Origin of the sequence: Chryseobacterium vaccae (assembly GCF_009602705.1) — a bacterium.
GTDB lineage: Bacteria > Bacteroidota > Bacteroidia > Flavobacteriales > Weeksellaceae > Chryseobacterium > Chryseobacterium vaccae.
This window is the reverse complement of the sequence record NZ_VSWH01000001.1, coordinates 1894934-1919731: the sequence shown is the minus strand read 5'-3', so window position 1 is coordinate 1919731 and position 24798 is coordinate 1894934. Positions and strand designations below refer to the sequence as shown.

The window sequence follows — 24798 nt, the reverse complement described above, 5'->3', positions numbered from 1 at the left end:
GGAAGAATGTTTTATTTGGAGATCACTACAGACTTAGATTCATACAACATAATATCAATGAAGATGAATAAATACTACGCGGGCATCTTTCTTTTCATGGTTTTCATCTACGCATTCTACAATAGAGAAATTTATACTGAAAAGGCAGATTACGGTGATTTTAAGCTTTCAGAAAAAGCCTTGAACGGTGAGAGACTGTGGCTGGAAAATAATTGTAATGCTTGTCATCAACTGTATGGTCTGGGGGGATATTTAGGCCCGGATCTTACTAATGTTATGTCCAGGCCTGATAAAAGTGATGAATATCTAAAGGTAATGATGATCAGCGGGATCAAATCCATGCCCAAATTCGATTTTTCGCCTGATCAGCAGGACCAGATCCTACAATTTTTAAAAGAAGTTGATAGAACGGGGTATTATCCAACGCAGAATGCTGTGATCAATTATGGCGGATGGGTAGACTATCCACAAAAAGTAAAAAATGAAAAATAACGCTTATCCTTTCTATTATATACTGATCGGGCTGCTGAGCCTGGTACTGTGTCTTTTTGTTGGTTTTTTATCTGGTGTACAGTATGCGGTTCCGGATTTTGCTAAAACCATATTTCCATTTACTGTTCTTCGGCCGTTACATACTCTTTTTGCCCTTTCATGGATCTTTATGACAGCTATTGGCGGGATCATGTGGTATATCCAGAATGATAAGACAAGCTCAGGGATTATGAAGTGGCAATTTTGGGTCTTTACATTTACGGGTATATTGATAGCGGCTTGTTATATATTCAAGAAATTTGAAGGAAAAGAATACCTTGAATTTCCTCATGGTTTCTATGTACCTATTCTTTTAGGATGGATCTTGTTCGGAATTTATTATTTTCGTGTGATGTGGCGTACTTTTTCCCGTTGGCCTGTATATTACTGGATGTGGGGAACGGGAATCGTATTGATGATTTTTCATTTTACAGAAGCTCACCTCTGGATCCTGCCTTACTTCAGAGAACACTATACTCAAAACCTTACGATGCAGTGGAAAGCAGGCGGTGCCTATGTAGGGGCATGGAATATGTTGGTATACGGTACCTCTATGTATGTAATGGAAAGAAACAGTGGAAAGTCAGGTTACAGCCATTCAAAAACGGGATTCTTTTTTTTCTTCCTCGGTCTTATTAATGTGATGTTCAATTGGGCACATCACATTTATCCCGTTCCGAATGCAGAATGGATCCGTTATTTAGCATATATCATCAGTATGACGGAATGGATCATCCTGCTAAGAATCATCTATCTTTGGAAAAAAGATATTCCGGCACAAAGTAAGAAACAGTTTTCAGTATCTTACCGTATGCTGATGTTATCAGAGTTATGGATCTTTCTGAACCTGTTTTTAGCATTGTTGATTTCCATTCCTGCCATTAATCTTTTTACACATGGAACACACATTACGGTGGCTCATTCTATGGGAACTATCATCGGGATTAATACCACTATTCTGTTGTCTTCTGTAAGTTTTATCCTGGAAATTGTAAAAGGAATGAGACCAAAAGTTAAAAAGACTATTTTTCTGGGAAGCCGGATCTTTAATGCTTCATTCTTAGGATTTTGGCTTATATTGCTGGTGATGGGAGTTAAACGTTCAAAATGGATTTACTTTTCAGATCAGATCTCTTTTGGTATGTTTCAGGATTCTATGCAAGTTTTACATATTATATTTGGCTTATTTGGAACTGGCTTAATCATAGGGATTTGTATTATAATCTATCCAATGATCGGCCACATCATTGTCATACTAGCTAGAAAACTGTATGGCAAACAATTTGAAAATAAATACATTAAATAGACATTTATTAAAATTAGTCAGGTGTGTATTTAGATTAAGTTTAGTTTTATTTTGTTCAGATTTCTTTTGAATGGAAAAAATTATATATTGGATCATTATAACAGCTGTTATTGGGGAAACAGTTCTAGTAATCGCGTGTGGAATAATTTCGCAAAATATTACTGATTGAGATTGTCCTCCTCATTTGAAAATAGCTGTTTCAATCCTCTTTCTTGCTTTAGATTTTGTTTTAGAAAACTTTAGAAATCATACTAATTTTTTCTTATATTATTAGAGGTAGGTTTAAATCGTGAAGAAAGGAGTTTCCTACGGATATAATGCTATTTTATACAGGCCTCTAAAAAAATACTGTAAAAGCTGCTATGAGCGATTTTGTCCAAAATTTTGAATCAACATAATCATATATTAAATACAGGCGGATAATTGAGACGAGATGATTACGTGGCGGAAAAAACAACAAAGAATTGATCTTCAAATGTCGGTTCTTTGACCCTAAAGAGTTCATCTTCAAACACTTTTATCGATGATTTGGTTCTTTTGAGCCAAATTAAACAAGGGATTGACTTAAAGCATATAGTAGACAAGCATTATCAATAAAAATATAATTGATTAACATCCAATATATCCTTAAAATAAAAAGCTATAAACGTTAAAAGAATTTTTGGAACCATATTGACAGTTCTTGGCATCGTTGGTTTAATATACTCGGGGTATGAGCTCATCAATAAAAGCCAGGCTACACTACTTTGGGTGTCGTTGGTTTTCTTGGCTTAATTTTCTTTTCTGGGAGCATTGGTCTAGTGAAAAATACCAAAGATGAAGCGTAAGGATAATAAGGGAATGAGTAGACTACGATGATGAAAGCCTGTTGGAAATCGCTGCCGGAATACTATCTTCTATATCGATGTTTCCGCAACTGATAAAAGTTATCGAGGATAAGAATGCCGAAAGCTGTCTCGGGTGATGATTCTTGTTCTGATATATAGACTTTCATTATGGTATGGTACGGATTGCTAAACGATTAGACGGATCATTTTCACAAAGGCATTGGCCATACCGGTGAAATTTAGCCTTTTTATTTGCTGTTTCCTGTATAATGATAATTCCAAATAAATTGGAAGCCGAAATGAAAGGCTGTGGAAAGCATAGTTTTACTCAAATTTTTGTAATTTCGCCAGGAAATCGAACCATAGGAAAAGATTTTCATCCATTCATTCGATTATTGTTATTAGTTGATCGACAAGATAGGCATCTTGTCGATTTTGAGTTTGCAATATACCCAAATGAGTGGTTGAACCTTGCAGTCTTATTTATCCACTAATGTAATCCTTCTCCGGGTTAGGTTTTGGGAATAGATATTTCGTTCCCTCGTCATTTGGTTGATCAATTCGTTCTTTTCCTATACGCCTAACGATAAAACATCGTCGAAAGCCGTAAAATAAATGCAATTGCTTCCGCCCTCTTTGTTTAATTGTTCCGGGGAAATCTCCAGTATTTTCTTTTCAATTCTTCCTAATCTTTCATTGTACAAAAGTAAGTATAAATTTAGATTTGTACAATAAATTTGAACTGGTTGGAAAAAAGGTCAATCAGTTGAAAGCAAGTGTTGCCGTGTATAGAGGCACTTGGTGGCGGTTGGGATAAGAGTCTACCGGCTTTATTAGATGTTACTTCTCACTAATACTTTATAGTTATTTTAAATTAAGGAGCTTATCGAAAGATAACTCCTTTTTTTATTAAGAGAAGTCTAGATAAATACTGAAAATAATTAAAGATATCTTTTTTTAGTAATTTCGGATGCTACATCTTTTGCCTTGGCAATCCAATCTCATGTTCCTGTGGATATGGCTTGCGCCACGTCATACTGACATCCTCATGCAAATTACGTTGGGCTTCCAATGACTTCTCTTTATCCATTGAATATCTTGAATCCGGAATAAAAGGCATTTTGGCCATTTTATGAATGGTAACAGTAGGAAAATGAAAATCGACCTCTACGGTTCCCAATAGAAGATAACAGCCACCGCCCTGAAAAGGGTATTCTTCAAGGCAATTTGGAAAATGAGCGGTATCAAAATATTGTCCTTCAGCATCAATCCAGGTTCCGAAGTACATTGTACCTTTCTTGGTAGGAACATGCTTCCTTGAAATCAGATAGGCCAGCATTTTAACCTGATGTTTATGAAACTTCAATAAATCTTTTACCAAAACAGAACCTCTGTATCGGGTTTGTAATAAATCAAAAGGGCTGAAAGAAACAGGAAATCCTAATATTTCTATTTCATCAAAAGCATCTTCAAATGGATTTCTTTCTATTGTGGGAAGTTGATAATCTTTCTGAGGTTCGTCCAGTAAAGTCAAATGCCTGAAAGCAACTTTATTATTTCCAAGAAGAAATCTTGATTCAATGAGCAGCTCATGCTTCTGTTTTCCGGTAAAGCGGAATGCTCCGATAAAGATTAGAATCTGCAATGTTTCGATGCCGATAGGAATCCTTTTAACAAAGTTTTCAAGAGAGGTATACTCTCCATTCTGGGTTCTTTCTTCAGGGACCAGTTGTGCTAACCTTGTTTCCAGTCTTTCAATATGCATCAATCCCAAATAAACGTCCGAACCATAGACTGTTGTCTGATAATTACTTAAATTGACGCAGGGATTATGAATTGCAGCTCCCGACATCCTGGCCTCATGAATGTAGACTTCGGTTCTGTAGAAACCTCCACCGTTATTGATAGCGGAAACCATAAATTCGATGGGATAGTAGACTTTGAGGTATAAGCTCTGATAGCTTTCAACGGCATAGGAAGCAGAATGGGCTTTACAGAATGAATAGCCTGCAAAGGATTCTATCTGGCGGTATACTTCCATAGACAATTGTTCAGGATGTCCCAGCTTTTTACAGGACTCAAAGAAATTATCTTTTACTTTCTGTAATGCAGATAAAGAACGGCCTTTGCCGCTCATGGCTCTTCTTAGCACATCACCATCGGGAGCGGATAATCCTCCGAAGTGCAGGGCAATTTTAATAACATCTTCCTGATAGACCATAATGCCATAGGTTTCTCCTAATTCCTTTTCAAAAACCTCATGGAAGTATTCAAACTTTGTGGGATTGTTATGCCTGAAAATATATTCCCGCATCATCCCGCTTTGGGCAACACCCGGGCGTATAATAGAGGAGGCGGCTACCAGGACTTTGTAATTGTCACATTTCAGCCTGCGGAGTAATCCCCGCATGGCTGGAGATTCAATATAAAAACAGCCGATGGTTTTTCCAGAGCTTAAGAATTCATTGCACTTGGCTTCATCTTTTGACAGAGAAGTATCGCGGATATCGATATCGATTCCTCTTTTTTCCTTAACCAGTTTTACAGTGTCGTTAATGGTACCTAAACCTCTCTGTGAGAGGATATCAAATTTTTCGAGGCCAATTTCTTCGGCGGTATACATATCGAACTGTACAATTGGAAAACCTTTGGGTGGCATTTCGAGAGCGGAATAGTTAGTGATAGACTCTTCTGAGATCAAAATTCCGCAGGAATGCATGCTTCTCTGATTAGGAAACTTTTCCAGCAATTTTCCGTAGTAATGAACCTGCCTGGATACCGAATTAGTATCATGTTCCTGAATCGGTTTTGTTGCAAGCATATCCAGTTCCTCTTTCGGAAGTCCGAAAACTTTTCCTACTTCCCGGAAAATAGAACGGTATTTAAATTCAACATTGGTCCCGCAGAAGGCAACATAGTCTTTTCCGTATTTATCAAAAATATATTCCAATATGATATCTCTGGTCTGCCAACTCCAGTCTATGTCAAAGTCTGGAGGTGTTTTACGGTTGAGGTTTAAAAATCTCTCAAAATATAGGTCCAGTTCGAGAGGACATATATCAGTAATACCGATGCAGTAACTAACAATGGAATTGGCACCGCTGCCTCTTCCTACATGCATAAATCCCATCCGGTTGCTATACTGGATAATATCCCAGGTGATGAGAAAATAAGCACAGAAATTAAGCTGTTCAATAACCATTAACTCTTTATCCACTCTTGCTTTTGCCTGCAGGTTATCCTCGGAGTATCTTTTTGAAAGTCCCTGGTAGGCTAACTGTTTTAAAAGCTCAAAATCATTTTCCCTGCTGTCAGTGAAATGCTTTTTGTTTTTAGGTGTTGAAAAATCAAAATCAAAATGACAGCTATTAACAATATACTTTGTATTTTCAATAATCTGTGGCTCATGGTAAAATTGAGCCAGAAGCTCTTTTTTATCAGTAAACATTTCGTTGTCCTTACAGCAATCAGCTTCTGTAAGCTTACTGATCAAGGTATTGTGATCAATAGCCCTTAGTATTTTATGAAGCTCATATTCTTCAGAGGTTGTAAAGGTAACCGGATGAAGAATAACCATTTTATGAATGAATTGTTTTAATTCCGGTTGAATCAAAAGGTTGAGCTGGTTCTGTCTGATGCCTATAAATTCATGATCTGCTAATTTTTCAGGAATATTCTCCAGTGGGTAAATAACAAAAGTATCTGTAAAATCAGGATTGGCTTTAGGAATTTCAATGTCTTCACAGTTGTATGCGGTTAAAAGCCTGTTGACTTCTGCAATGCTTTTTTGATTTTTCGCCAGGCAGATATAATACAGTTCATTCTGAACCCGTATTTCCACTCCGATGATCGGTTTGATCTTATGATCCTGACAAAGCTTATAGAAATCATAGATCCCGGTAATGGTATTGATGTCTGTAAGAGCCAGGGTTTTAATATTAAAACGAACAGCCTGATCAACCAGTTCTTTAATAGAAATGGTTCCATACCGAAGGCTGTGATAAGAATGACAATTCAGAAACATGTTGTAATTATTTTAATAAACCTGAGGCTCTTCCTACACTTGAAGTTCCAAACCTGTTCTTGATTTTATCCATTGTCTGATACAGAGATATCAACTCTTCCGTATCTTCAAAAAGATCCATTTGATGGCACCCGTGAACCAGTCCGGTAAACTTTATTCCAACTAACCTGATTCTCATACGTCTGGTATATACTTTTTTAAAGAGTTCTAAAACATACCTGAGCAGGGTATGGTCAGCTGAGGTGTAAGGAATTCTGCATTGTTTGGTTTCGGTATCAAAATTGGAATACCGGAGTTTTACCACCACTACCGATACCAGCCATTTCTCTGCCCGGAGCTGATAACAGAGTTTTTCAACCATTCCTGAGAGTATACTTTGAATACCCTGAATATCGATGCTATCCTGAGCAAAAGTATCTTCTGTAGAAATGGATTTTCGTTCTGAATAAGGAACTACAGGGGTTTCATCAATTCCGTGTGCTTTTTTCCAGAGTTCATTTCCATTTTTGCCAATTAGCTGCCTAAGCACATCAACAGGCATTTCTGAAAGCGTTTGTATCGTTCTGATCCCCAGTCTAGAGAGCAGCTGAAAGGTCACATCGCCGACCATAGGAATTTTCTTTACCGAAAGCGGGTTTAAGAATGATTGAATGTCATGCTGTTTGACTTCAAACCTTCCGGTTGGCTTTGATTCCCCGGTTCCGATTTTGGATACGGTCTTATTGGTAGATAAAGCAAAACTTATCGGTAATCCTGTGTTTTTCTGTACGCTTTCTGCGATTTCATGGGTCCATTTATAGCATCCGAAAAACTGGTCCATTCCGGAAAGGTCAAGATAAAATTCATCAATACTTGCTTTTTCAAGAACAGGAACTTTTTCCTGGATAATCTCTGTTACCATATGGGACATTTTGGAATACATTTCCATATCTCCCTTAATTACTTTGGCTTCGGGGCACAGCCGCAGAGCCATTTTAATCGGCATCGCACTTCTGACTCCGAAAAAGCGGGTTTCATAAGAGCAGGACGCCACTACACCACGATCTCCACCTCCTATGATGATAGGCTTTTTCTCCAGTTCAGAGTTTTTCAGCCTTTCACAGGAAACAAAGAACGTATCCAGATCCATATGTACAATTGCTCTTTCCATGTGATAAAATTAGTCACGTTTTGAAACTAATTTTGTATTTTTGTTGTCTAAAATTGTAACAATGTCAAAATTCTCTGATAACATCGTGTTTTTGAGAGGAAAGAAAAATATGACTCAGCAAGAACTGGCAGATCTATTATTTCTTACCCGATCCAGATATGTCGCCTATGAATATGGCAGAACAGAACCTCCTATTGAAATATTGCTTAGAATTTCAAAATTCTATAACATAAGCATCGACTTATTGTTGACTGTAGATGTCAGAAAATTTTCTATAGAGGAACTCATGGAGCTTCCTGACAATCGAATCGTTCTGCCTATAAAGATTGATCAGGATGGAAACAATCAGATTGAGATTATTCCCCAAAAAGCTTCTATGGGCTACCTGAATGGCTATGGAGATCCGGAATACATAGAAAGTCTGGAGACCATATCATTACCTTTTCTAAAAGGGGGTAAGTTCAGGGCATTTCCGGCTGACGGAGATTCAATGCCCCCCTATAAGAACGGAACCTATATCGTGGGAAAATATGTAGAAAACCTTTCGGACCTGAAAACGGACAGAACGTATGTGTTCATTACCACCAATGATGGTATCAGTTATAAAAGGTTTCAGTTTCATGAAGCAGATGGTATATGGGTGAAGGCTGACAATCAATTTTATGAGCCTTATAAAATACCATTATCTGAAATTAAAGAGATCTGGGAATTTGCCTGTAGTATTAATACTAAAGAATATGAGCCTGATGAATTTGCGGAACACCATATTCAAAACTTTATTACAGAAATTAAAACCGATATCAAACAGATCAAAGAAAAAATGGGAGATAAGAATTGAATTTATTTTGAGTACATAGCATAATCAAAAAACTTCCCCGAAGGGAAGCTCAAAAAACACAAATGATGAAAAAAATCCCATAATGTGGGATACTGCTAATATAAATATTTTAATTTAAAGTTAAATAATCCCGTTAAGTTTACCTGATGTTCAGGAAAGAAGCTGATGTACTTAAAAATAAAATTTAATAGGCTATTGCACTTAAACATGATGTTTAGAAATCATTTTTTTCCATTTTGTAACTGTATTTCGGCTTAATCCAAAATGATGTGCCAGTTGGCTATTATTATATTTGTATCTCTTCTGATAATCAAGAATTTTTTGAATTGAAGCGAGATCATAAGAACGAAGTCTCTGATTAAATTTTTCTATTTCTTTATCCTGCTTCTCAAAAATTATATTGTTGAGTTCTATAATATCTATTTGGGATAAATCAGCTTTATTAAGCAGGGAAATGCATTTTTCCTTTTTTTCCGGAAACTTAATCTTGATTATATCAGTATAAATCTGTTTATAATTTGGAGTAGTTTTTTTTGAAATCATAATTTGGATTTTATTTTTCATTACTGGATTTATATTTATTAATCCATTTAAATAAAGTTGTTTTGGGAATTCTATACCTTTCAATTACGTGATTTCTTGTTATTTCTCCAGCCTCTATCTGCTCAATAATAAAATCTATTATTTCTTTGGTATAAATATTTTTCCGGAATTTTGGAAGGGAAGATTTTGTTGTTAATGTTTTTACTTTCCCTTTAGATGAGGGAGAATACAGAATCAAATGCTGGGAGTATATTCTAAAAAAATCATATTCCAAAAGCTTGCTCCACTTCAAAAGGATTTCGCAGTCCAAACTTTGGGCTTCGTACATTTTTTCAATTTCTCCTGCCGAAAATTTGAAAAAGTTACAGATACGAGATATATCTATCTCATTTTCTATAACTTTTTCTTTAATCATTTTCCCTATGTATATCTTTTTAAAATTCATTATTTACAGTTATTTATTAACTAATAAAACATGCCTGACATCCACATTTCAATTAATTTTAATTGTGAGCATATCTAAATTTTCCCGTTTCTATCAAATAAATCTATCCTATGCTCTCATTTTACCTTTCATTCTAATTAAAATATGTTTGATTGAAACGATTTCATTAATCCACACTCTATTTCCAGGGCTAATGCAAATAATGAATGAATTTTAGGTCTGTTTACATATTATTTATGATTAATTTGTGTTTTTAAGATTCCAAAGGAAAATTGTAATGATTAAGATTATTTTAAAAATGTTTTCTTACAGTTATACTGGAAACAGTGGCTGTAGACAATGTACTTGAGTTATCTGCTCTCATTCTGTATTGGACCTGAATTTGGTCCCCGGCGGTTAAGTTACCCATCCAATACAATGGCATATCTCCTTGTGCACCTCCTGCCCCTGTTCCATAATATGAAATAGCCAATACTGTAGAGGTTGTACTGTTAAAAATCCGGGCCCCAAATGCCTTAGAGTTACCATTAGTACTTGATAATCGTAAAGAGACATCTCCAAAAAATGAGTACAGGCCCGTTGCTGGCACTGTAAATGTTCCACCACTATGAATATTTCCTATGTCCACATTTTCTGTTGTAAAATTCATTGTAGTCCAGGCTGAATAGTTAGGCATTGTATAGGTTGCAGCGACCACTGCCGGTTTTCCGGCAAATAAAACCTTGGTCAGATTATTATTGTTTATTTCTGTATGAACATCGGCGGTCTCTCCAATGCTTTCCCATTGGGTGCCTGTCCAAATATAAAATGTATCCTGGAATACATTATTGGGAGAGGTACCACTGTTCAAAAGATTATATACCAAAGTGCCTTGTTCCGGCGAGTTTGTTGAGGATGTTACAGAAATTGTAGTGATATCATCGGTTCCCAGTAATTGGACTCTTGGAATTAGTAATCCTTTATTGGTACTATATACATCCAGTATTGTGCTGGTATCAGGATTGTTTAATCCTATGCCTACCTGAGACTTTATCGATATGCTGCAAGAAATAAACAGCAGGTATAATATATAGATAATTTGTTTTTTCATAATTACTGATATTTATAAATGTTGATTGTTCCGGATTCAATTCTGTAGTTATTGGCGGTATAGATATATTTAAAAGTCATAAGGTCATTTAAAGTTAAGTTCTGGGTGCTGATTATGGTAGTGTACATCCTGTTGTTGATTAAGTTATCCCTTCCAAATGCGCTGACAAGTGAAGTAGTCCCTTTTAATATATCATGAATAGTAGTTCCTCCAATGTTTCCTGTATTCGACATTTCAGAAATAAACTCAAGCATATATATTCCATTCGATGGGATTTTATATTGGCTTGTGGCAGTAATCCATCCGGAATATTTATCGAAGACAATTTCTGAAGGAATGAGGGTAAGAGTGGTATAGGCTCCTCCTCCGGAAGACCCTACAGGGACAGTGGCTTTTTGACCAACAGCAGCACTGAAGATTAGCAAAGGAATATTTGCAGTTGCGATAATATCATCAGTTGATGTTGCATTTGCCTGATGGTGATATTTATTATCACTTCCCCAATAGGTTATTCCTTTAATGATATCGCTGGCAGTATTTGAATTGGAATTATAAAACATTACGCCTGTTGACGGAGAAGCAATAGGACTTGCTGCATCAGCATTATCCGTCACAGATAAACTTGGAACCCTTAGTGCTTTATTGTTGGAGTCGAGTTTTAAAATGGCTGATTGTGAAACATTGGCTGATCCTATCACCATCTGGGCATTATTCATAATGGCCATTAATCCCAGAAATAAGATGAGAAGTTTTGATTTCATAAGATTGATTTAGTTATTTGATATTTTGGAAATGGAAACATTAGGGTTTGTAATCTGATATGCGGCATTAGAAGACTGTACCCTGAATGTTATAAGGTCATTGGCTACCAGTTTTACACTGCAGGTACTTGATACACCTCCGAACTGATATCGTTTATCTGTTCCATAGCTGCATATATTGACTCCGTTTTTTTGTACATAAACCATAGCCCCTCCATTGGTGTCCCCGGAGACATTTCTTATATCCACATTAAAGGAAATTACATATCCACCTGCAGTTTGTACCCTGTATCCTGTATAAGCCGGGCTACCCTGAGCACCAACCGGAAAATCCTTGTATAAAGTATTAAATGTGAGATTTGTAATTGTACCGGCTGCTATACTTCCTGAGGCTGCTATATTACTTGCCGCAAAAACAGGGGTTATAAATGGAATTTTTGCAACTTCGGTTTTTACCTCCTGTTTCGACCACATTTTTTCCCATACCGTTCCATTATAGGCATACAGGCCTTTGGTAACAGAAGTATTCCCTGTCCCGGCTGCAGCTGTGTTGTAAACAATAAATCCTGTTTTAGGATTGGCAACTGTTGTTATGTCTAGAGTAGAAGTGAGTGCAACGAGTGGAAGTTGAATCCCTTTATTGGCAGCAGTTATATCCAGAGCAGCGGATGGGTCCGGGTTTGTAGTCCCAATGCCAACTCCTCCTTGCTGTGCGCTAATACTGAGGCTATTAATAGCCAAGATTAAAATAAGTTTTTTTTTCATAATCCTATTTTTATAAAAGATTGATTTTGTTACATAATGTGCCATTCACATATAAAAAATAAGCCCCTTTCTTTCTCATCACCTGTGTATTGTGATAGTGGCATATTTGAGGGAAACCAGAAGGGGCTTAAATATTATATTAAATCACTTTTTTGGGAAATTTTATAAATTGTATGTTATTAATACGTTTTCATTATTTCTAAAAATTGGCGGGCAAAAGCTGTAGAGCAACGCACCCGCCACAGTAAAAACTTATAAATAATATTTATTAAGTGAATGAAGCGTGTCGGTAAGTGTGTATGTATTTAGCTAATACTGTCCCAAATAAGCTTATACTTTTTTTTCATCCAAATAAGATTTGGAATGGAGACATTCATTTCAGTTTGAGAAGACTCTATCGGGCAGAGTCGGGGATTTAATAATAAAAATTTTTCCATTTTTTTAGGTTGTTGTGTTAATTTCATGTGTGTTTACATAAAGTAGTCCTGTTTAGACTTTTTTTTATGATATATATCTGCATATGAGTTTATTCATAAATGAGTAATTGTTGTAATTGAATTATGTTAGTTATTTGTGATAATGTGTAATTTTTAACAAAAAACATTCTTAATCCAGTTAAAATATTAATAAGCAAAAAGTTAATTTTGTTTGCCTAGTAAAATATTTATTATATATTTGTAAGTGAAAGGTAGTCTAAACAGGACTACCTTTTGATTTATATTAGCTGGAAATTAACCTAATATTTCTAGCAATGACTTTTAAATTTTTCATTTCTGATCGTGGATTGGCAAAAGAATCTATTCATTTAAAAATTGAAAATCAATCGGGTCAGCCGCTCTTCAATTTCAAAACTCCGCTGAGAATCTGCCAGGAAGATTGGGACAGTAAAAAACAACGTCCCAATAATATTTACCTGAAGTGCTATAAAAAAATTAATACTAAGCTAGATGCTCTGAAAATACGGTTAGCAGAGTGTATTGAAGAAGATCGGTCTAAGGGAAAACTTTCTTCACAAAGATATCTGTTCAAAGAAATAAAAAATCTCTGCAGTAAAGAGAAAGAGGATTATCCAAAAGATTCACTGCTTTGTTTTATCAATATGTATATTTCCTCAAAACAAGAATACATTTGCCAGTCAACTTACAAAAGATACAAGGTATTTTTTAACCTTATTGAGAGGTTTGAAGGTTTTACAGCTAAGAGACTGTACGTAAATAGTATGGATGGAGATTTTATCAGAAGATTTATTTCTTTTGGAAAGGAAGAGGCTTACAGTGAGAACACTATATACAGAACTATTCATTTTATTAAAACAATTCTAAACTTCGCTGAAAGAAAGGGTATAAGAACTGCTGTCAGGGAATTGGATATAAGACGGGAGAGGCAAAACAGAATCGTCATAAATCTTACTGAAAAGGAAGTGATGAAAATAGGAAAGGTTAAAGTCCCAAGGGAGCTGCAGGCTGCCAAAGACTGGCTTCTTATAAGTTGCTATACCGGTCAGAGAGTCTCAGATTTTATGAAATTTAATTCAGATCAAATGAAGAAAGTGAATGACCGGGTGTGTATCTCCTTCATCCAGCAAAAAACAAAAAAAGAGATCCTGCTGCCCATACATCCTGTTGTTTTAGAAATTATTAAACGGTATAAAAATAATTTTCCTATAAAACTTTCCGCTACAAAATACAATAACCATATTAAACAAATTGGCCGGATTGCTCAGCTCAATGAGTCTGTAAATGCGGTAAAACGTGTAGGGCACAGGGTAAAAAAATTAATAGTTGAAAAATGGGAAGCACTCACCAGTCATATTGGGCGAAGAAGTTTTGCAACTAACTTTTATGGGAAAATTCCCACTCCTTTACTAATGCAGGCAACCGGACATACTACAGAGCAGATGTTTATGAAATATATTAATCCTGTAGATGAAAGCCATACTATCAGTTTGGGTAACTATTTTGACAAAACATATAAGGAAAGTTATTTTGGAGGCATGGCCGCCAGTTAACTCAATAATTGGAGGAAGCAATCTTCTTTAATTTAATATTTACAGCAATCTAATCAGCATTTTACTTGCAGACGGCTGAAAATGTCTTATTGATTACTGATTTTTCAATAGTATCATTCCTGATTCACAGGTGTATATAAATTGAGAAGAATAAAACTATAACCCCACATGAAATTTCATGCTGGGGACTGATAGGCTATCATATTTTTTTAACCACTCTTAAGTCTTTTTCAAAACCTTCTTTTTCTTGTCTATCCACGAGGCTTTCATTGTCATATAATTAGATTCTGGAAATAAATTTTAACATTAAAAAAACAAAATCTTTTCGTTACTACGAAAAACTAGTGATTTTATATGATTTCTCTTGTTCAATTTTACATCACCAATAATCATAAAAATCACCATTATGAATATCGAAAGAACAGAATTTATAGCCTGGATGGAGAGAATTATGGAAAGATTTGACCTACTGAAAGAACAGATGCTTAAGAACCAATCCAGATTTATAGAAGTAGACGGAGAGCAGCTTCTGGATAACCAGGATGTTTTACAGCTTTTAAAAATAAGTTCCCGATCATTACAGCGGTACCGGACTGATAAAAAGCTGCCTTACTATACTATCAGCGGAAAGCTGTATTATAAGCTTTCTGATGTCCATCAATTGATCCGGGAGTGTTTAAACTCTTGATAGTAGCAAGACATCCACCGCCAAATCATTCATCACCATTCCAATCTTTACGAGTCACTTAATTAAGCCTATACCTTCGTTCCATTAAGTAAAATACAATGGAAGATGAATTGATAAATTCACAGGAATCTGGTGGATTCAAACCATCAACAGACACTTTGATAGTGCTGAACATTCATACCAACCAGGTTGAAATGGTTAAAGGAATTGATCAGGATGGGAATCTGCAAAAGGTTCCTCTACAAGAAAAAAAGGATAATGAGCAGTTGATCAGGGTTGATAAACACGGCGATCTGTTCTCCAATTTCTTTTCCAACTTTTACCGGCAGCTTAAAAACCCCACGCATTTCAACTTTTTCAAGGTTTCAGAATATGATGCTGTCAATACCGCCAAGGATCTTCAGAAGTATGTTGATCAGGCATCCCCCGAAGAAAAAGAAAAGCTGAAAGACTACGAAGTTTTACCTCAACACAATAATAATCCCAAAAATCAAAATACAATGGACAACAACACAGACAATCAGGAATATCGTTTTCAGCCTGAACAGATCGACTGGAAAACGATGGAGAAATTCGGCCTTAATCAGGAGAAGCTTGAAAAGATGAACGCTATGGATTCATTACTCAGAGGTTTTAAAACCAATACATTAATTCCCATCACCATTAATCTGGGAACGGCAGTGAGCAAGATGGATGTCAGGCTTTCCCTTCAGACAGGAGATACAGGACAGGTTGCTGTTCATTTGCATGGCATCCGCAAAGAGCCGAACCTCAATAATAAATTCTTAGGTCATCAGTTCAGTGATGAAGACAAAAAGAACCTGAAAGAAACCGGGAATATGGGCAGGGTAGTGGATCTGGTCAATCCTAAAACCGATGAAATCATTCCATCAGTCATCAGCCGTGATCGTCTCACCAATGAACTGGTTGCCTATCGAGCGGAATACATGAAAATTCCTGATGAAATTAAAGGAATTAGGCTCAATGAACATCAGAAACAAATCTTACTGGAAGGAAAACCTTTATATCTTGAAGGCATGACCTCTAAAAAAGGTGAGCTTTTCGATGCCACCGTACAATTCAACGCGGATAAGCGCTATGTGGAATTTCTGTTCAATAATAATCAGAATCAACAACAAAGTCAATATCATCATAACCAACAGCAAACTCAGCATACAGATAAAGAAGCACCTAAAGTATTCAGAGGAAAAGAACTGGACGATTCCCAGTATGAAAAGTTCAAAGCCGGGCAAACCATTTATATTGACGGCCTTACGGATGCCAAAGGCAAAGCCTATCAGGGGTATATTACCTTCAACAAAGAAACCTCCAAAACCGAATTCTCCTTTACCCATCCTAATAAACTTAAAGAGGCAAAACCTACAGAGGATCACAACACCCAAACCGCGGTTAACACCCAGGGTAAAACCAATGAAGCTACTAAAAATGTAAAGGAGCCTTTAGAATCAAAACAGCAGCAGCCTGCCAATCAACAGCAGGAAGATCAGCAAAAAAAGGTTAGAAAACCAAGGGGACAAAAACTATAATAATCATTTAAATCCATGATATGAAAGCAATCATCGCAGAAAAACCGAGCGTCGCAAGAGAAATTGCACATTTGTTAGGAGCTCATGAAAAAAAAGACGGTTACTTGTCCGGTAACGGATATTGTGTCACCTGGGCATTGGGACATCTGATCGCATTGGGAATGCCGGAAGATTATGGTATAAAAGGCTTTAACAAAACCTCTTTGCCTATCTTTCCAGACCCTTTTATTCTGACTCCTAAAAAACTAAAGAAAGCAAACGGCTATGAGCCTGATCCTTTCGCTTTAAAACAACTCAACACCATAAAACAAGTCATCAATCAATGCAGCAGTATTATTGTGGCAACAGATGCAGGAAGGGAAGGAGAGCTGATCTTCCGCTATATCTATCACTACATACAATGCAACAAACCTTTTGAGAGACTATGGATCAGTTCCCTTACAGAAAAAGCAATACAGGACGGATTTAAAAACCTTCAGCCAGGCGATGCCTTTGATGGATTGTATCAGGCCGCAAAAGCAAGAAGTGAAGCGGACTGGCTCGTAGGAATCAATGCTACCCAGGCATTAACTATCGCCGGAAACCAAGACGTTTATTCATTAGGCAGAGTGCAGACACCAACGCTTGCTCTCATCTGTCATAGATTCCTGCAACATCAAAACTTCACCAAGCAAAAGTATTTTCAAATCCAGCTGAGCCATAGAAAAGAATATACGGACTTCACCAGTATTTCACAATTACAGTGGGAAGAAAAAAAGCAGACAGAACAAATCCAAAAATCCATAGAACGGGAGGGAAGAGCTTTTGTAGAAGATGTATCTATTACAACAGTACAGGAGCAATCTCCCTTACTTTTTGATCTCACAGAATTACAGAAAGAAGCCAACAGAAAGCTTGGCCTTTCTGCCGATGAGGTTTTACAGATTGCCCAAAGCTTGTATGAAAAGAAATTTATTACCTATCCCAGAACCGGCAGCAAGTATATTCCTGAAGATTTATGGCCTGAAATTCCTGAGCTGGTCAGAATCCTTAATACATCCGACCCATTCAAAACGGCTGTATCGACTTTAAAATTCGGGAACTTCAACAAGCGGATCGTCAATGATGTAAAAGTGACGGATCATCACGGTTTGCTTATCACTACGAAAGTTCCATCCGCACTTACTGCTACTGAAAAAGCCATTTATGAGATGATTGCTTACCGCTTATTGGAATCCCTATCCCATGCCTGTACAAAGCAAGTCAGCCACATCACCATCAAAGTACATCATTATGAATTCCAAATCAAGGGATCAAAAATACTCAGCAAAGGCTGGCGAGCCATCAAAGGAATTCTATCTGACAATGAAAATTCCAATAATAAAAATGAAGCCCTTACTGAACTTCCGGAATTCAAAGTCGGAGATGAGCTGAAAATATCTAAAACAGAATTATTGGAAAAAGTAACGCAACCTCCCAAGCTTTATACAGAAGCGGACCTTTTATCAGCGATGGAAAACGCAGGCAGATCTATTGAAAATAAAGAAGAACAAAAAGCACTCTCCAATATCGGCATCGGAACTCCAGCCACCAGAGCTTCCATTATTGAAACTCTGCTCAGCAGAAACTATATTATCAGGAAAAGCAAAACGTTGCATCCTACAGATAAAGGTTTACAGGTTTACAACCTTGTCAAAGACAAAAAAATAGCCAATGTCCAAATGACCGCAGAATGGGAAATGGCATTAGATAAAATTGAAAAAGGTGAACTCAACAAAGACCAATTCATGAACGACATCCAAGACTACACAACAGAAATAACCAGCGAACTTTTATCACTTCATATTCCCCAAGAAAACATCCCACAACTCAATTGCCCCAAATGCCAACAACATCATCTTATTATCAAGGATAAAATCGTTAAATGCCCCGATGAACAATGCAATTGGATTCTCTTTAGAATGATATGCGGAGTACAAATTAGTATTACAGATATAACTTTACTATTAACTCAAAACAAAACATCACTCATCAAGAATATGAAGAGCAAAAGCGGTAAAAAGTTTGATGCTTTTATCATTCTAAAAAATGATTTTAATACATCATTTGAATTTGGAAACACTAATTAATTTAAAGAAAATAATAATGTGAAGAAGCAGCCAATGAGCTGCTTCTTCATTTTACATTTTATCCAAGTCTAATCCCCTTTTTCGTGTTCGTGAGGTTTTAGCTTTGGATGCTTCGGTTGATTGGGAGGTGTTACCCTTCTTCTTCTGTCAGGTTCTCCATCCGGTTTTTTAGGCTTAGGCCCAGGCTTGATTGCTTCGATTGCATTCATAGTACAATAAAGATTAATTAATAATTATTTTGATATCAAAACAGATTAATACCAGATCAAAAGTAAATTTTTGGTCATCATTTTCATTACGGAAAGCCGTAAATGGCATTATTCCGGATAGAGAAAAAAAATTTGATGAAAGACTTTACAAAAGAACATTCATTATTAATAGGATTAATGCATAGGTAGACAGCTTTAATCCAGTATAAAACTAAACAAAAGCATTGGATGGATTGGATTTATTATCTTTTTGCTGCATCCTTATCAGGAAGTTTTTAACAATTTCATTTTCTCATTTTATTCATAAAATATTTCTTGCGTTAATTTTGCTAATCAATTTACCTATTTCTTTGTATAGAAATGATTCAAAATGTAAGTCAATAATATCTAATGGCTATGACATGGAATAAATGATCAAAGTTTTATTTATTATCAAGTATTGACGTTTCCTATTTCGGTTGCTAGTTGTATATTTGAAAGTTAAAACGTTTACTCAGATTAAATAAACATGACCAAAGAACAACATATTGAAGATGATTTAATTAAGCAATTAACTGAGCAGAAATATACTTATCGTCCGGATATTAGGAATCGAGAAAGTCTGGAAAGAAACTTCAAAGAAAAGTTTGAAGCACTTAACCGTGTAAAATTAAACGATAGTGAATTCAATCGCTTAAAAGAAGAAATTATACAGCCTGATGAATTTAAGGCTGCTAAATTGTTACGTAATCGTAATACCTTTTATAGAGAAGATGGTACACCTTTGCAATATACTTTAGTCAATATCAAGGATTGGTGTAAAAATGATTTTGAAGTCATCAATCAATTACGGATGAATACCGAAGATAGCAACCACCGTTATGATGTTATTTTACTATTAAATGGATTGCCGTTAGTACAGATAGAACTTAAAACTTTTGAGATTAGCCCGCGAAGAGCTATGCAACAAATCGTGGATTATAAAAACGATGCTGGTAACGGATATAAAAACTCGTTGCTGTGTTTTATGCAATTATTTATCGTGAGTAATCGCAGTAATACGTATTACTTTGCTAATAATCGCAATCAGCATTTTATTTTTAATGCTGATGAGCAATTCTTGCCTATTTATCAATATGCCAATGATAAGAATAAAAAAATAACGGCTTTAGATAAATTTACATCTAAGTTCTTAGCGAAGTGTACGCTTGGTGAAATGATTAGTCGCTATATGGTATTGGTTGAAACGGAGCAAAAGATATTGGTAATGCGTCCTTATCAGATTTATGCAGTTGAAGCCATTGTAAATTGTATTGATGAAAACCGTGGTAATGGATACATATGGCATACCACAGGCTCTGGTAAAACATTAACTTCATTTAAAACATCTACACTATTAAAGAGTAATCCAAACATAGAAAAATGTTTATTTGTGGTAGATCGTAAAGATTTAGACAGACAAACAAGATTGGAGTTTAACAAATTCCAAGAAGGAAGCGTTGAGGAAAATACCAATACAGAAAGTTTAGTCCGTCGTTTATTATCTACCGATTATGCCGATAAAGTTATTGTAACTACTATTCAAAAATTAGGTATTGCTCTCGATCCTAAGAATAAAAATAATTACGCTGAGCGTTTAGCTCCGCTTAAAGAAAAACGTGTAGTATTTATTTTTGATGAATGTCACCGTTCGCAGTTCGGAGATAATCATAAAGCTATAAAAGAGTTTTTCCCAAATGCTCAATTATTTGGGTTTACCGGTACGCCGATTTTTGAAGATAATGCAAGTTATAAAAAAATTGATGGTGGAGAGGGACGTTATCAGATTACCGAAGATATATTCGAGAAGCAATTACACGCATATACCATTACCCATGCTATTGATGATAAGAACGTTTTACGCTTTCATATTGATTATTTTAAAGCAGATGGCGTTGCAAAAGAATTGATTACCGAAGCGGGCGCTCGTAAAGCGGTAGCTGATGCTATTCTTGAAAAACATGATGGGGCAACCAACCAACGTAAATTTAATGCGGTATTGGCAACGGCTTCAATTAATAATGCCATTGCCTACTATCAATTGTTTAAAGAACTACAAGCAGAACGTAAGGCATTAGATGAAGATTACCGTCCTTTAAATATTGCATGCGTTTTTTCGCCTCCAGCACAAGCAATTGCCCAGAGTGGAGAGGCTAATTCACAGAAGAATGCAGCAGATATTAAGCAGTTGCAAGAAGACTTAATACAAGAAGCGGCAGACAACAAAGTCGATCCTGATGAAAAAAAAGAGGCTTTAAAATCGATTATAGCAGATTACAACCATCAATATGGGACTAATCATAGCATTAACGAGTTCGATTTGTATTACCAAGATGTACAAGCGCGTATCAAAAGTCAAAAATACAGTAACCAAGATGTACCGCATAAAGATAAGATTGATATTGTTATCGTGGTAGATATGTTATTGACAGGCTTTGACTCACAGTATTTAAATACGTTATATGTAGATAAAAATTTAAAATACCACGGCCTAATACAAGCATTTTCTAGAACCAACCGTGTATTGAATGATACCAAGCCGTATGGTAATATCATGGATTTTCGAAATCAAAAGGATTCGGTTGATACTGCAATTGTAAGGTTCTCAGACGGTGATCTAAAACAAGCCCGCGAAATATGGTTGGTGGATGAAGCCCCTGTGGTCATTGAAAAATACGAAGATGCTGTAAGTAAATTAAGCGATTTTATGGCGTTGCATGGTTTAGCTTGTAAACCCGATGAAGTAAGTAACCTGCGAGGTGAAGCTGCGCGTGTGGAATTCTTGCAAAAGTTTAAAGAAGTACAACGATTAAAAACACAGTTGGAACAGTATACTGATTTAGATGAAGCTCAAACGCAACAGATAGAAACGGTATTGCCCGAAGATACCTTGCGTGGTTTTAAGGGAATGTACTTGGAAACGGCTCAGCAATTACGCGAAGCCCAAAAGGGAAAAAATAAGCCAGAGGAATCACCAGCTGAGCAATTGGATTTTGAATTTGTATTATTTTCGTCTTCTTTGATTGATTATGACTATATCATGAGCTTGATTGCCGAATACACACAACGCGATCCTAAAAAGCAAAAAATGTCTAAGGAGAAGCTGATAAGTTTATTGAGCTCTAGCGCGAATTTATTAGAAGAGCGTGATTTGATGATTGCTTATATTAATCAATTACCTTTGGATGAAGCCCTCGATGAGCAAGAGATTCGAGAAGGGTACCAAGCGTTTAAGCAACAACAGCAAGATGCCCAATTAATTGCTGTGGCAACAAAACACGAAATTCCTTTAGAGCTTTTAAAACCTTTTGTAGAATTAATTATGCTAAGAAAGGTATTTGATGGTGAAAAATTAAACGACCTTACCGAACACTTGGATTTAGGATGGAAGGCCCGTGCACAAAAAGAATTGGCATTAATGGAAGATTTAGTGCCCTATTTAAAACAACTGGCCGAAGGGCAAGAAATAGCAGGATTGAAAGCATATGAATAGCAAGAATAATTTAATACCTCAATATAGATTTCCAGAGTTTGAAAATGATGGGAGTTGGGAAAAATATAAAATTGGAGACTTAATGCAATCGTATACGGGATTATCGGGGAAATCAGGAAATGATTTCGGAGCTGGTAAACCTTATATAACTTATAAGCAAGTTTTTGATGGTGGCAATATATCGATTGAAGATTGTCCTCTGGTAAACATTAATGCTAGTGAAAATCAAAATAAAGTTGAATATGGTGATATTTTGATTACAACATCTTCAGAAACAGCTAATGAAGTTGGTTACACAAATGTAATTGATAAAAAGCCGCATAACGATACTTATTTAAACAGTTTTTGTTTCGGTTTAAGGCCTTTAGATTTAAAATTCCCTAACATTTTATTCTCAAAATATTTATTTAAGAATAATGAATATCGAAATGCAGTTGTTCTATTAGCACAAGGTGTCACAAGATACAATATATCTAAAACTAAAGTTGTAGAGCTCAAGTTATCAATTCCAAAAAATATAGCTGAACAAAAAAAAATAGCTGCTTGTTTAAGTAGTTTAGATGATGTGATTGAAGGGTACGAGGAAAAGCTTACTACCTTGAAGGAACATAAAAAAGGCTTAATGCAAAACCTCTTTCCGAAAGAAAAAGAAACACAACCGAAATACCGTTTTCCTGAGTTTGAGAATAATAGTGATTGGAGAGAGAAGAAACTTGGGGATTTTGCCGATGTTTCTAAACTAGCTGGTTATGAATTTACAAAACATATTAAGTATGAAAACAAAGGTAGCATTATAGCGTTACGAGGATTAAATATTAAAAATAATAGTTTAAGCCTTGACGATGTTAAATATATTGACAATAGTGATTTATCTATGCTTAGTAGAAGTAAACTATATATTGATGACTTAATGTTTACTTATATTGGTACAATAGGAGAAGTAGCGTTGATACCTGAAAATGATAAATTTTATTTGGCACCGAATGTTGCACGTATAAGAATCAATAAAATTATTGCTTTACCACAGTTTATTCTACAGTATTTTAATAATGATACATTTAAAAAAAATGAAATAGCAGGTTATATTTCTTCAAGTTCTCAACCTGCTTTAACAATGGAAAATATTAGAAAATTTATTGTTAAAATACCAGAAATACAAGAACAAAAAAAAATAGCCGAAGTATTATCATCAGTTGATGAATTGATTGTAGCACAACGCGAAAAAATAGAAACATTGAAAGAACATAAAAAAGGCTTAATGCAAGGCTTGTTCCCTAAAATAGAGAGTTAAATGAGTGCAACGAAATATTACCATTATAAAACCTTCAGAGAAATGGTTGTCCGTTTGAGAGATGACTTAAACAATCATGATTTTGTTTTGCTGTACGCTTACAATGGTACAGGAAAAACACGCCTTTCCATGGAGTTTAAAGATTACGCAAAAACAAGGAAGAAAACCCCCGGTGCGGATACGCTATATTTTAATGCCTATACGGAAGATCTATTTTCATGGGACAATGATTTAGATAACGACACAGAGCGAGTACTTAAAATAAATGCTGAATCTAAATTTTTCTCTGGATTAAAAGATCTAGCCTTAGAGGAAAGAATTTTCGCTTATCTAGAACGTTATGCAAGTTTTGACTTCAAAATAGATTATGACAAGTGGAATGTTGTCTTTAGTAAAGAAGTTAAAAATCCTAATTACAAAAATCCTGATTCTGGCGAACCTGAATTAATAAAAATAGATCACATCAAAGTTTCCCGCGGAGAGGAAAATATTTTTATTTGGTGTCTTTTTTTGGCAATTTGTGAATTGGTAATTGAAGGGCACGAATCTTATAATTGGGTAAAAAATATTTATATTGATGATCCTATTTCTTCATTAGACGACAACAATGCTATTGCTGTTGCTAGTGACTTGGCTCATTTAATAAAAAAAGCAAAAGACAAGGTAAATGTTGTTATTTCATCGCATCACGCATTGTTTTTTAATGTGATGAGCAATGAATTGAGACAGCATAAAACAGCTAAACATTTTTTACATAAAAATGGTGAAGAAGGTCATACTATGAGAGCTACAGATGATACGCCTTTCTTTCATCATGTTGCCATATTATCAGAATTAAAGCAAGTGGTAGATTCAGGCAAAATTAATACTTATCATTTCAATATGCTAAGAAGTGTTTTAGAAAAAACGGCTACATTTTTTGGATATGATGATTTTTCAAAATGTATATATGGTGTCGATGATGATGTTTTGTTTGCACGTGCCTTAAATTTGTTGAGCCATGGTAAGTATTCTATTTACGAACCTAGGGAAATGGGTGATGATAACAGGGATTTATTCAAAAGAATATTTAACGCGTTTTACGACAAATATCAATTTGAACTTCCAGAATTATTAATTGAGCAGCCCGTTGCAGAAATAGCAACTGGAAAATAAA

General features: G+C 35.6%; 18 protein-coding genes. 10 read left to right on the top strand and 8 right to left on the bottom strand.

The window, feature by feature from the left end; all coding sequences use genetic code 11:
- Nucleotides 1-63 precede the first annotated feature (63 nt).
- A complete protein-coding gene (locus FW768_RS08600; RefSeq protein ID WP_159102985.1) occupies nt 64-492 on the top strand; it encodes a c-type cytochrome in 429 nt (142 codons plus the stop codon).
- Nucleotides 482-1837, top strand: coding sequence for a cbb3-type cytochrome c oxidase subunit I (locus tag FW768_RS08595; RefSeq protein WP_153394571.1), 1356 nt, complete (start codon nt 482-484; stop codon nt 1835-1837). The genes FW768_RS08600 and FW768_RS08595 overlap by 11 nt, the downstream gene beginning before the upstream one ends.
- A 1800-nt stretch (nt 1838-3637) precedes the next feature.
- Here the strand turns inward: FW768_RS08595 and FW768_RS08590 are convergent.
- Together FW768_RS08590 and dinB are read right to left on the bottom strand one after the other, a co-directional pair.
- Nucleotides 3638-6688, bottom strand: a complete 3051-nt coding sequence (locus FW768_RS08590; RefSeq protein ID WP_153394569.1) for a DNA polymerase III subunit alpha — start codon at nt 6686-6688, stop codon at nt 3638-3640.
- Nucleotides 6689-6695: 7 nt separating this feature from the next.
- Nucleotides 6696-7838, bottom strand: coding sequence for a DNA polymerase IV (dinB, locus tag FW768_RS08585; RefSeq protein ID WP_153394568.1), 1143 nt, complete (start codon nt 7836-7838; stop codon nt 6696-6698).
- Nucleotides 7839-7899: 61 nt separating this feature from the next.
- Here dinB and FW768_RS08580 point away from each other — a divergent pair, with 61 nt between their 5' ends.
- The gene (locus FW768_RS08580) at nt 7900-8676 is read left to right on the top strand and encodes an XRE family transcriptional regulator (RefSeq protein ID WP_153394566.1); all 777 of its coding nucleotides are present in this window, start codon (nt 7900-7902) and stop codon (nt 8674-8676) included.
- 201 nt (nt 8677-8877) lie between these two features.
- On the opposite strand, the gene FW768_RS08575 is transcribed toward FW768_RS08580, so the two are convergent.
- The 5 genes from FW768_RS08575 to FW768_RS08555 all read right to left on the bottom strand — a co-directional run bounded on the left by FW768_RS08575 (nt 8878) and on the right by FW768_RS08555 (nt 12280).
- Nucleotides 8878-9240, bottom strand: coding sequence for a helix-turn-helix domain-containing protein (locus FW768_RS08575; RefSeq protein ID WP_231128659.1), 363 nt, complete (start codon nt 9238-9240; stop codon nt 8878-8880).
- Nucleotides 9230-9664, bottom strand: coding sequence for a transposase (locus FW768_RS08570; protein WP_153394564.1), 435 nt, complete (start codon nt 9662-9664; stop codon nt 9230-9232). The genes FW768_RS08575 and FW768_RS08570 overlap by 11 nt, the downstream gene beginning before the upstream one ends.
- 292 nt (nt 9665-9956) lie before the next feature.
- On the bottom strand, nt 9957-10754 hold the full coding sequence (locus tag FW768_RS08565; protein WP_153394562.1) for a hypothetical protein: 798 nt from the start codon (nt 10752-10754) through the stop codon (nt 9957-9959).
- A gap of 2 nt (nt 10755-10756) precedes the next feature.
- Nucleotides 10757-11515 carry a hypothetical protein gene (locus tag FW768_RS08560; RefSeq protein WP_153394560.1) on the bottom strand — a complete coding sequence of 253 codons (759 nt, stop codon included), beginning with the start codon at nt 11513-11515 and terminating at the stop codon, nt 10757-10759.
- A 9-nt stretch (nt 11516-11524) separates the two neighbouring features.
- On the bottom strand, nt 11525-12280 hold the full coding sequence (locus FW768_RS08555) for a hypothetical protein (RefSeq protein ID WP_153394558.1): 756 nt from the start codon (nt 12278-12280) through the stop codon (nt 11525-11527).
- Nucleotides 12281-13031: 751 nt separating this feature from the next.
- Between FW768_RS08555 and FW768_RS08550 the strand changes: the two genes are divergently transcribed.
- The 4 genes from FW768_RS08550 (at nt 13032) to FW768_RS08535 (ending at nt 18631) form a co-directional block, all read left to right on the top strand.
- The gene (locus FW768_RS08550) at nt 13032-14288 is read left to right on the top strand and encodes a tyrosine-type recombinase/integrase (protein ID WP_153394556.1); all 1257 of its coding nucleotides are present in this window, start codon (nt 13032-13034) and stop codon (nt 14286-14288) included.
- A 406-nt stretch (nt 14289-14694) separates the two neighbouring features.
- On the top strand, nt 14695-14976 hold the full coding sequence (locus tag FW768_RS08545; RefSeq protein WP_002980966.1) for a helix-turn-helix domain-containing protein: 282 nt from the start codon (nt 14695-14697) through the stop codon (nt 14974-14976).
- A 98-nt stretch (nt 14977-15074) separates the two neighbouring features.
- Nucleotides 15075-16523 carry a DUF3945 domain-containing protein gene (locus FW768_RS08540; protein ID WP_153394554.1) on the top strand — a complete coding sequence of 483 codons (1449 nt, stop codon included), beginning with the start codon at nt 15075-15077 and terminating at the stop codon, nt 16521-16523.
- A 20-nt stretch (nt 16524-16543) separates the two neighbouring features.
- Complete coding sequence (locus FW768_RS08535; RefSeq protein ID WP_153394553.1) at nt 16544-18631, top strand: type IA DNA topoisomerase; 2088 nt, start codon at nt 16544-16546, stop codon at nt 18629-18631.
- Nucleotides 18632-18699: 68 nt separating this feature from the next.
- Here FW768_RS08535 and FW768_RS23505 read toward each other — a convergent pair whose 3' ends face one another.
- The gene (locus FW768_RS23505; RefSeq protein WP_175550400.1) at nt 18700-18840 is read right to left on the bottom strand and encodes a hypothetical protein; all 141 of its coding nucleotides are present in this window, start codon (nt 18838-18840) and stop codon (nt 18700-18702) included.
- 508 nt (nt 18841-19348) lie between these two features.
- Between FW768_RS23505 and FW768_RS08530 the strand changes: the two genes are divergently transcribed.
- Genes FW768_RS08530 through FW768_RS08520 form a run of 3 tightly spaced genes read left to right on the top strand, consistent with a single transcriptional unit; the run spans nt 19349 to nt 24797 of the window.
- Complete coding sequence (locus FW768_RS08530) at nt 19349-22351, top strand: type I restriction endonuclease subunit R (RefSeq protein ID WP_153394551.1); 3003 nt, start codon at nt 19349-19351, stop codon at nt 22349-22351.
- Nucleotides 22344-23642, top strand: coding sequence for a restriction endonuclease subunit S (locus tag FW768_RS08525; RefSeq protein WP_153394549.1), 1299 nt, complete (start codon nt 22344-22346; stop codon nt 23640-23642). The genes FW768_RS08530 and FW768_RS08525 overlap by 8 nt, the downstream gene beginning before the upstream one ends.
- A complete protein-coding gene (locus tag FW768_RS08520; protein ID WP_153394547.1) occupies nt 23643-24797 on the top strand; it encodes an AAA family ATPase in 1155 nt (384 codons plus the stop codon).
- The last annotated feature ends 1 nt before the right edge of the window (nt 24798 follow it).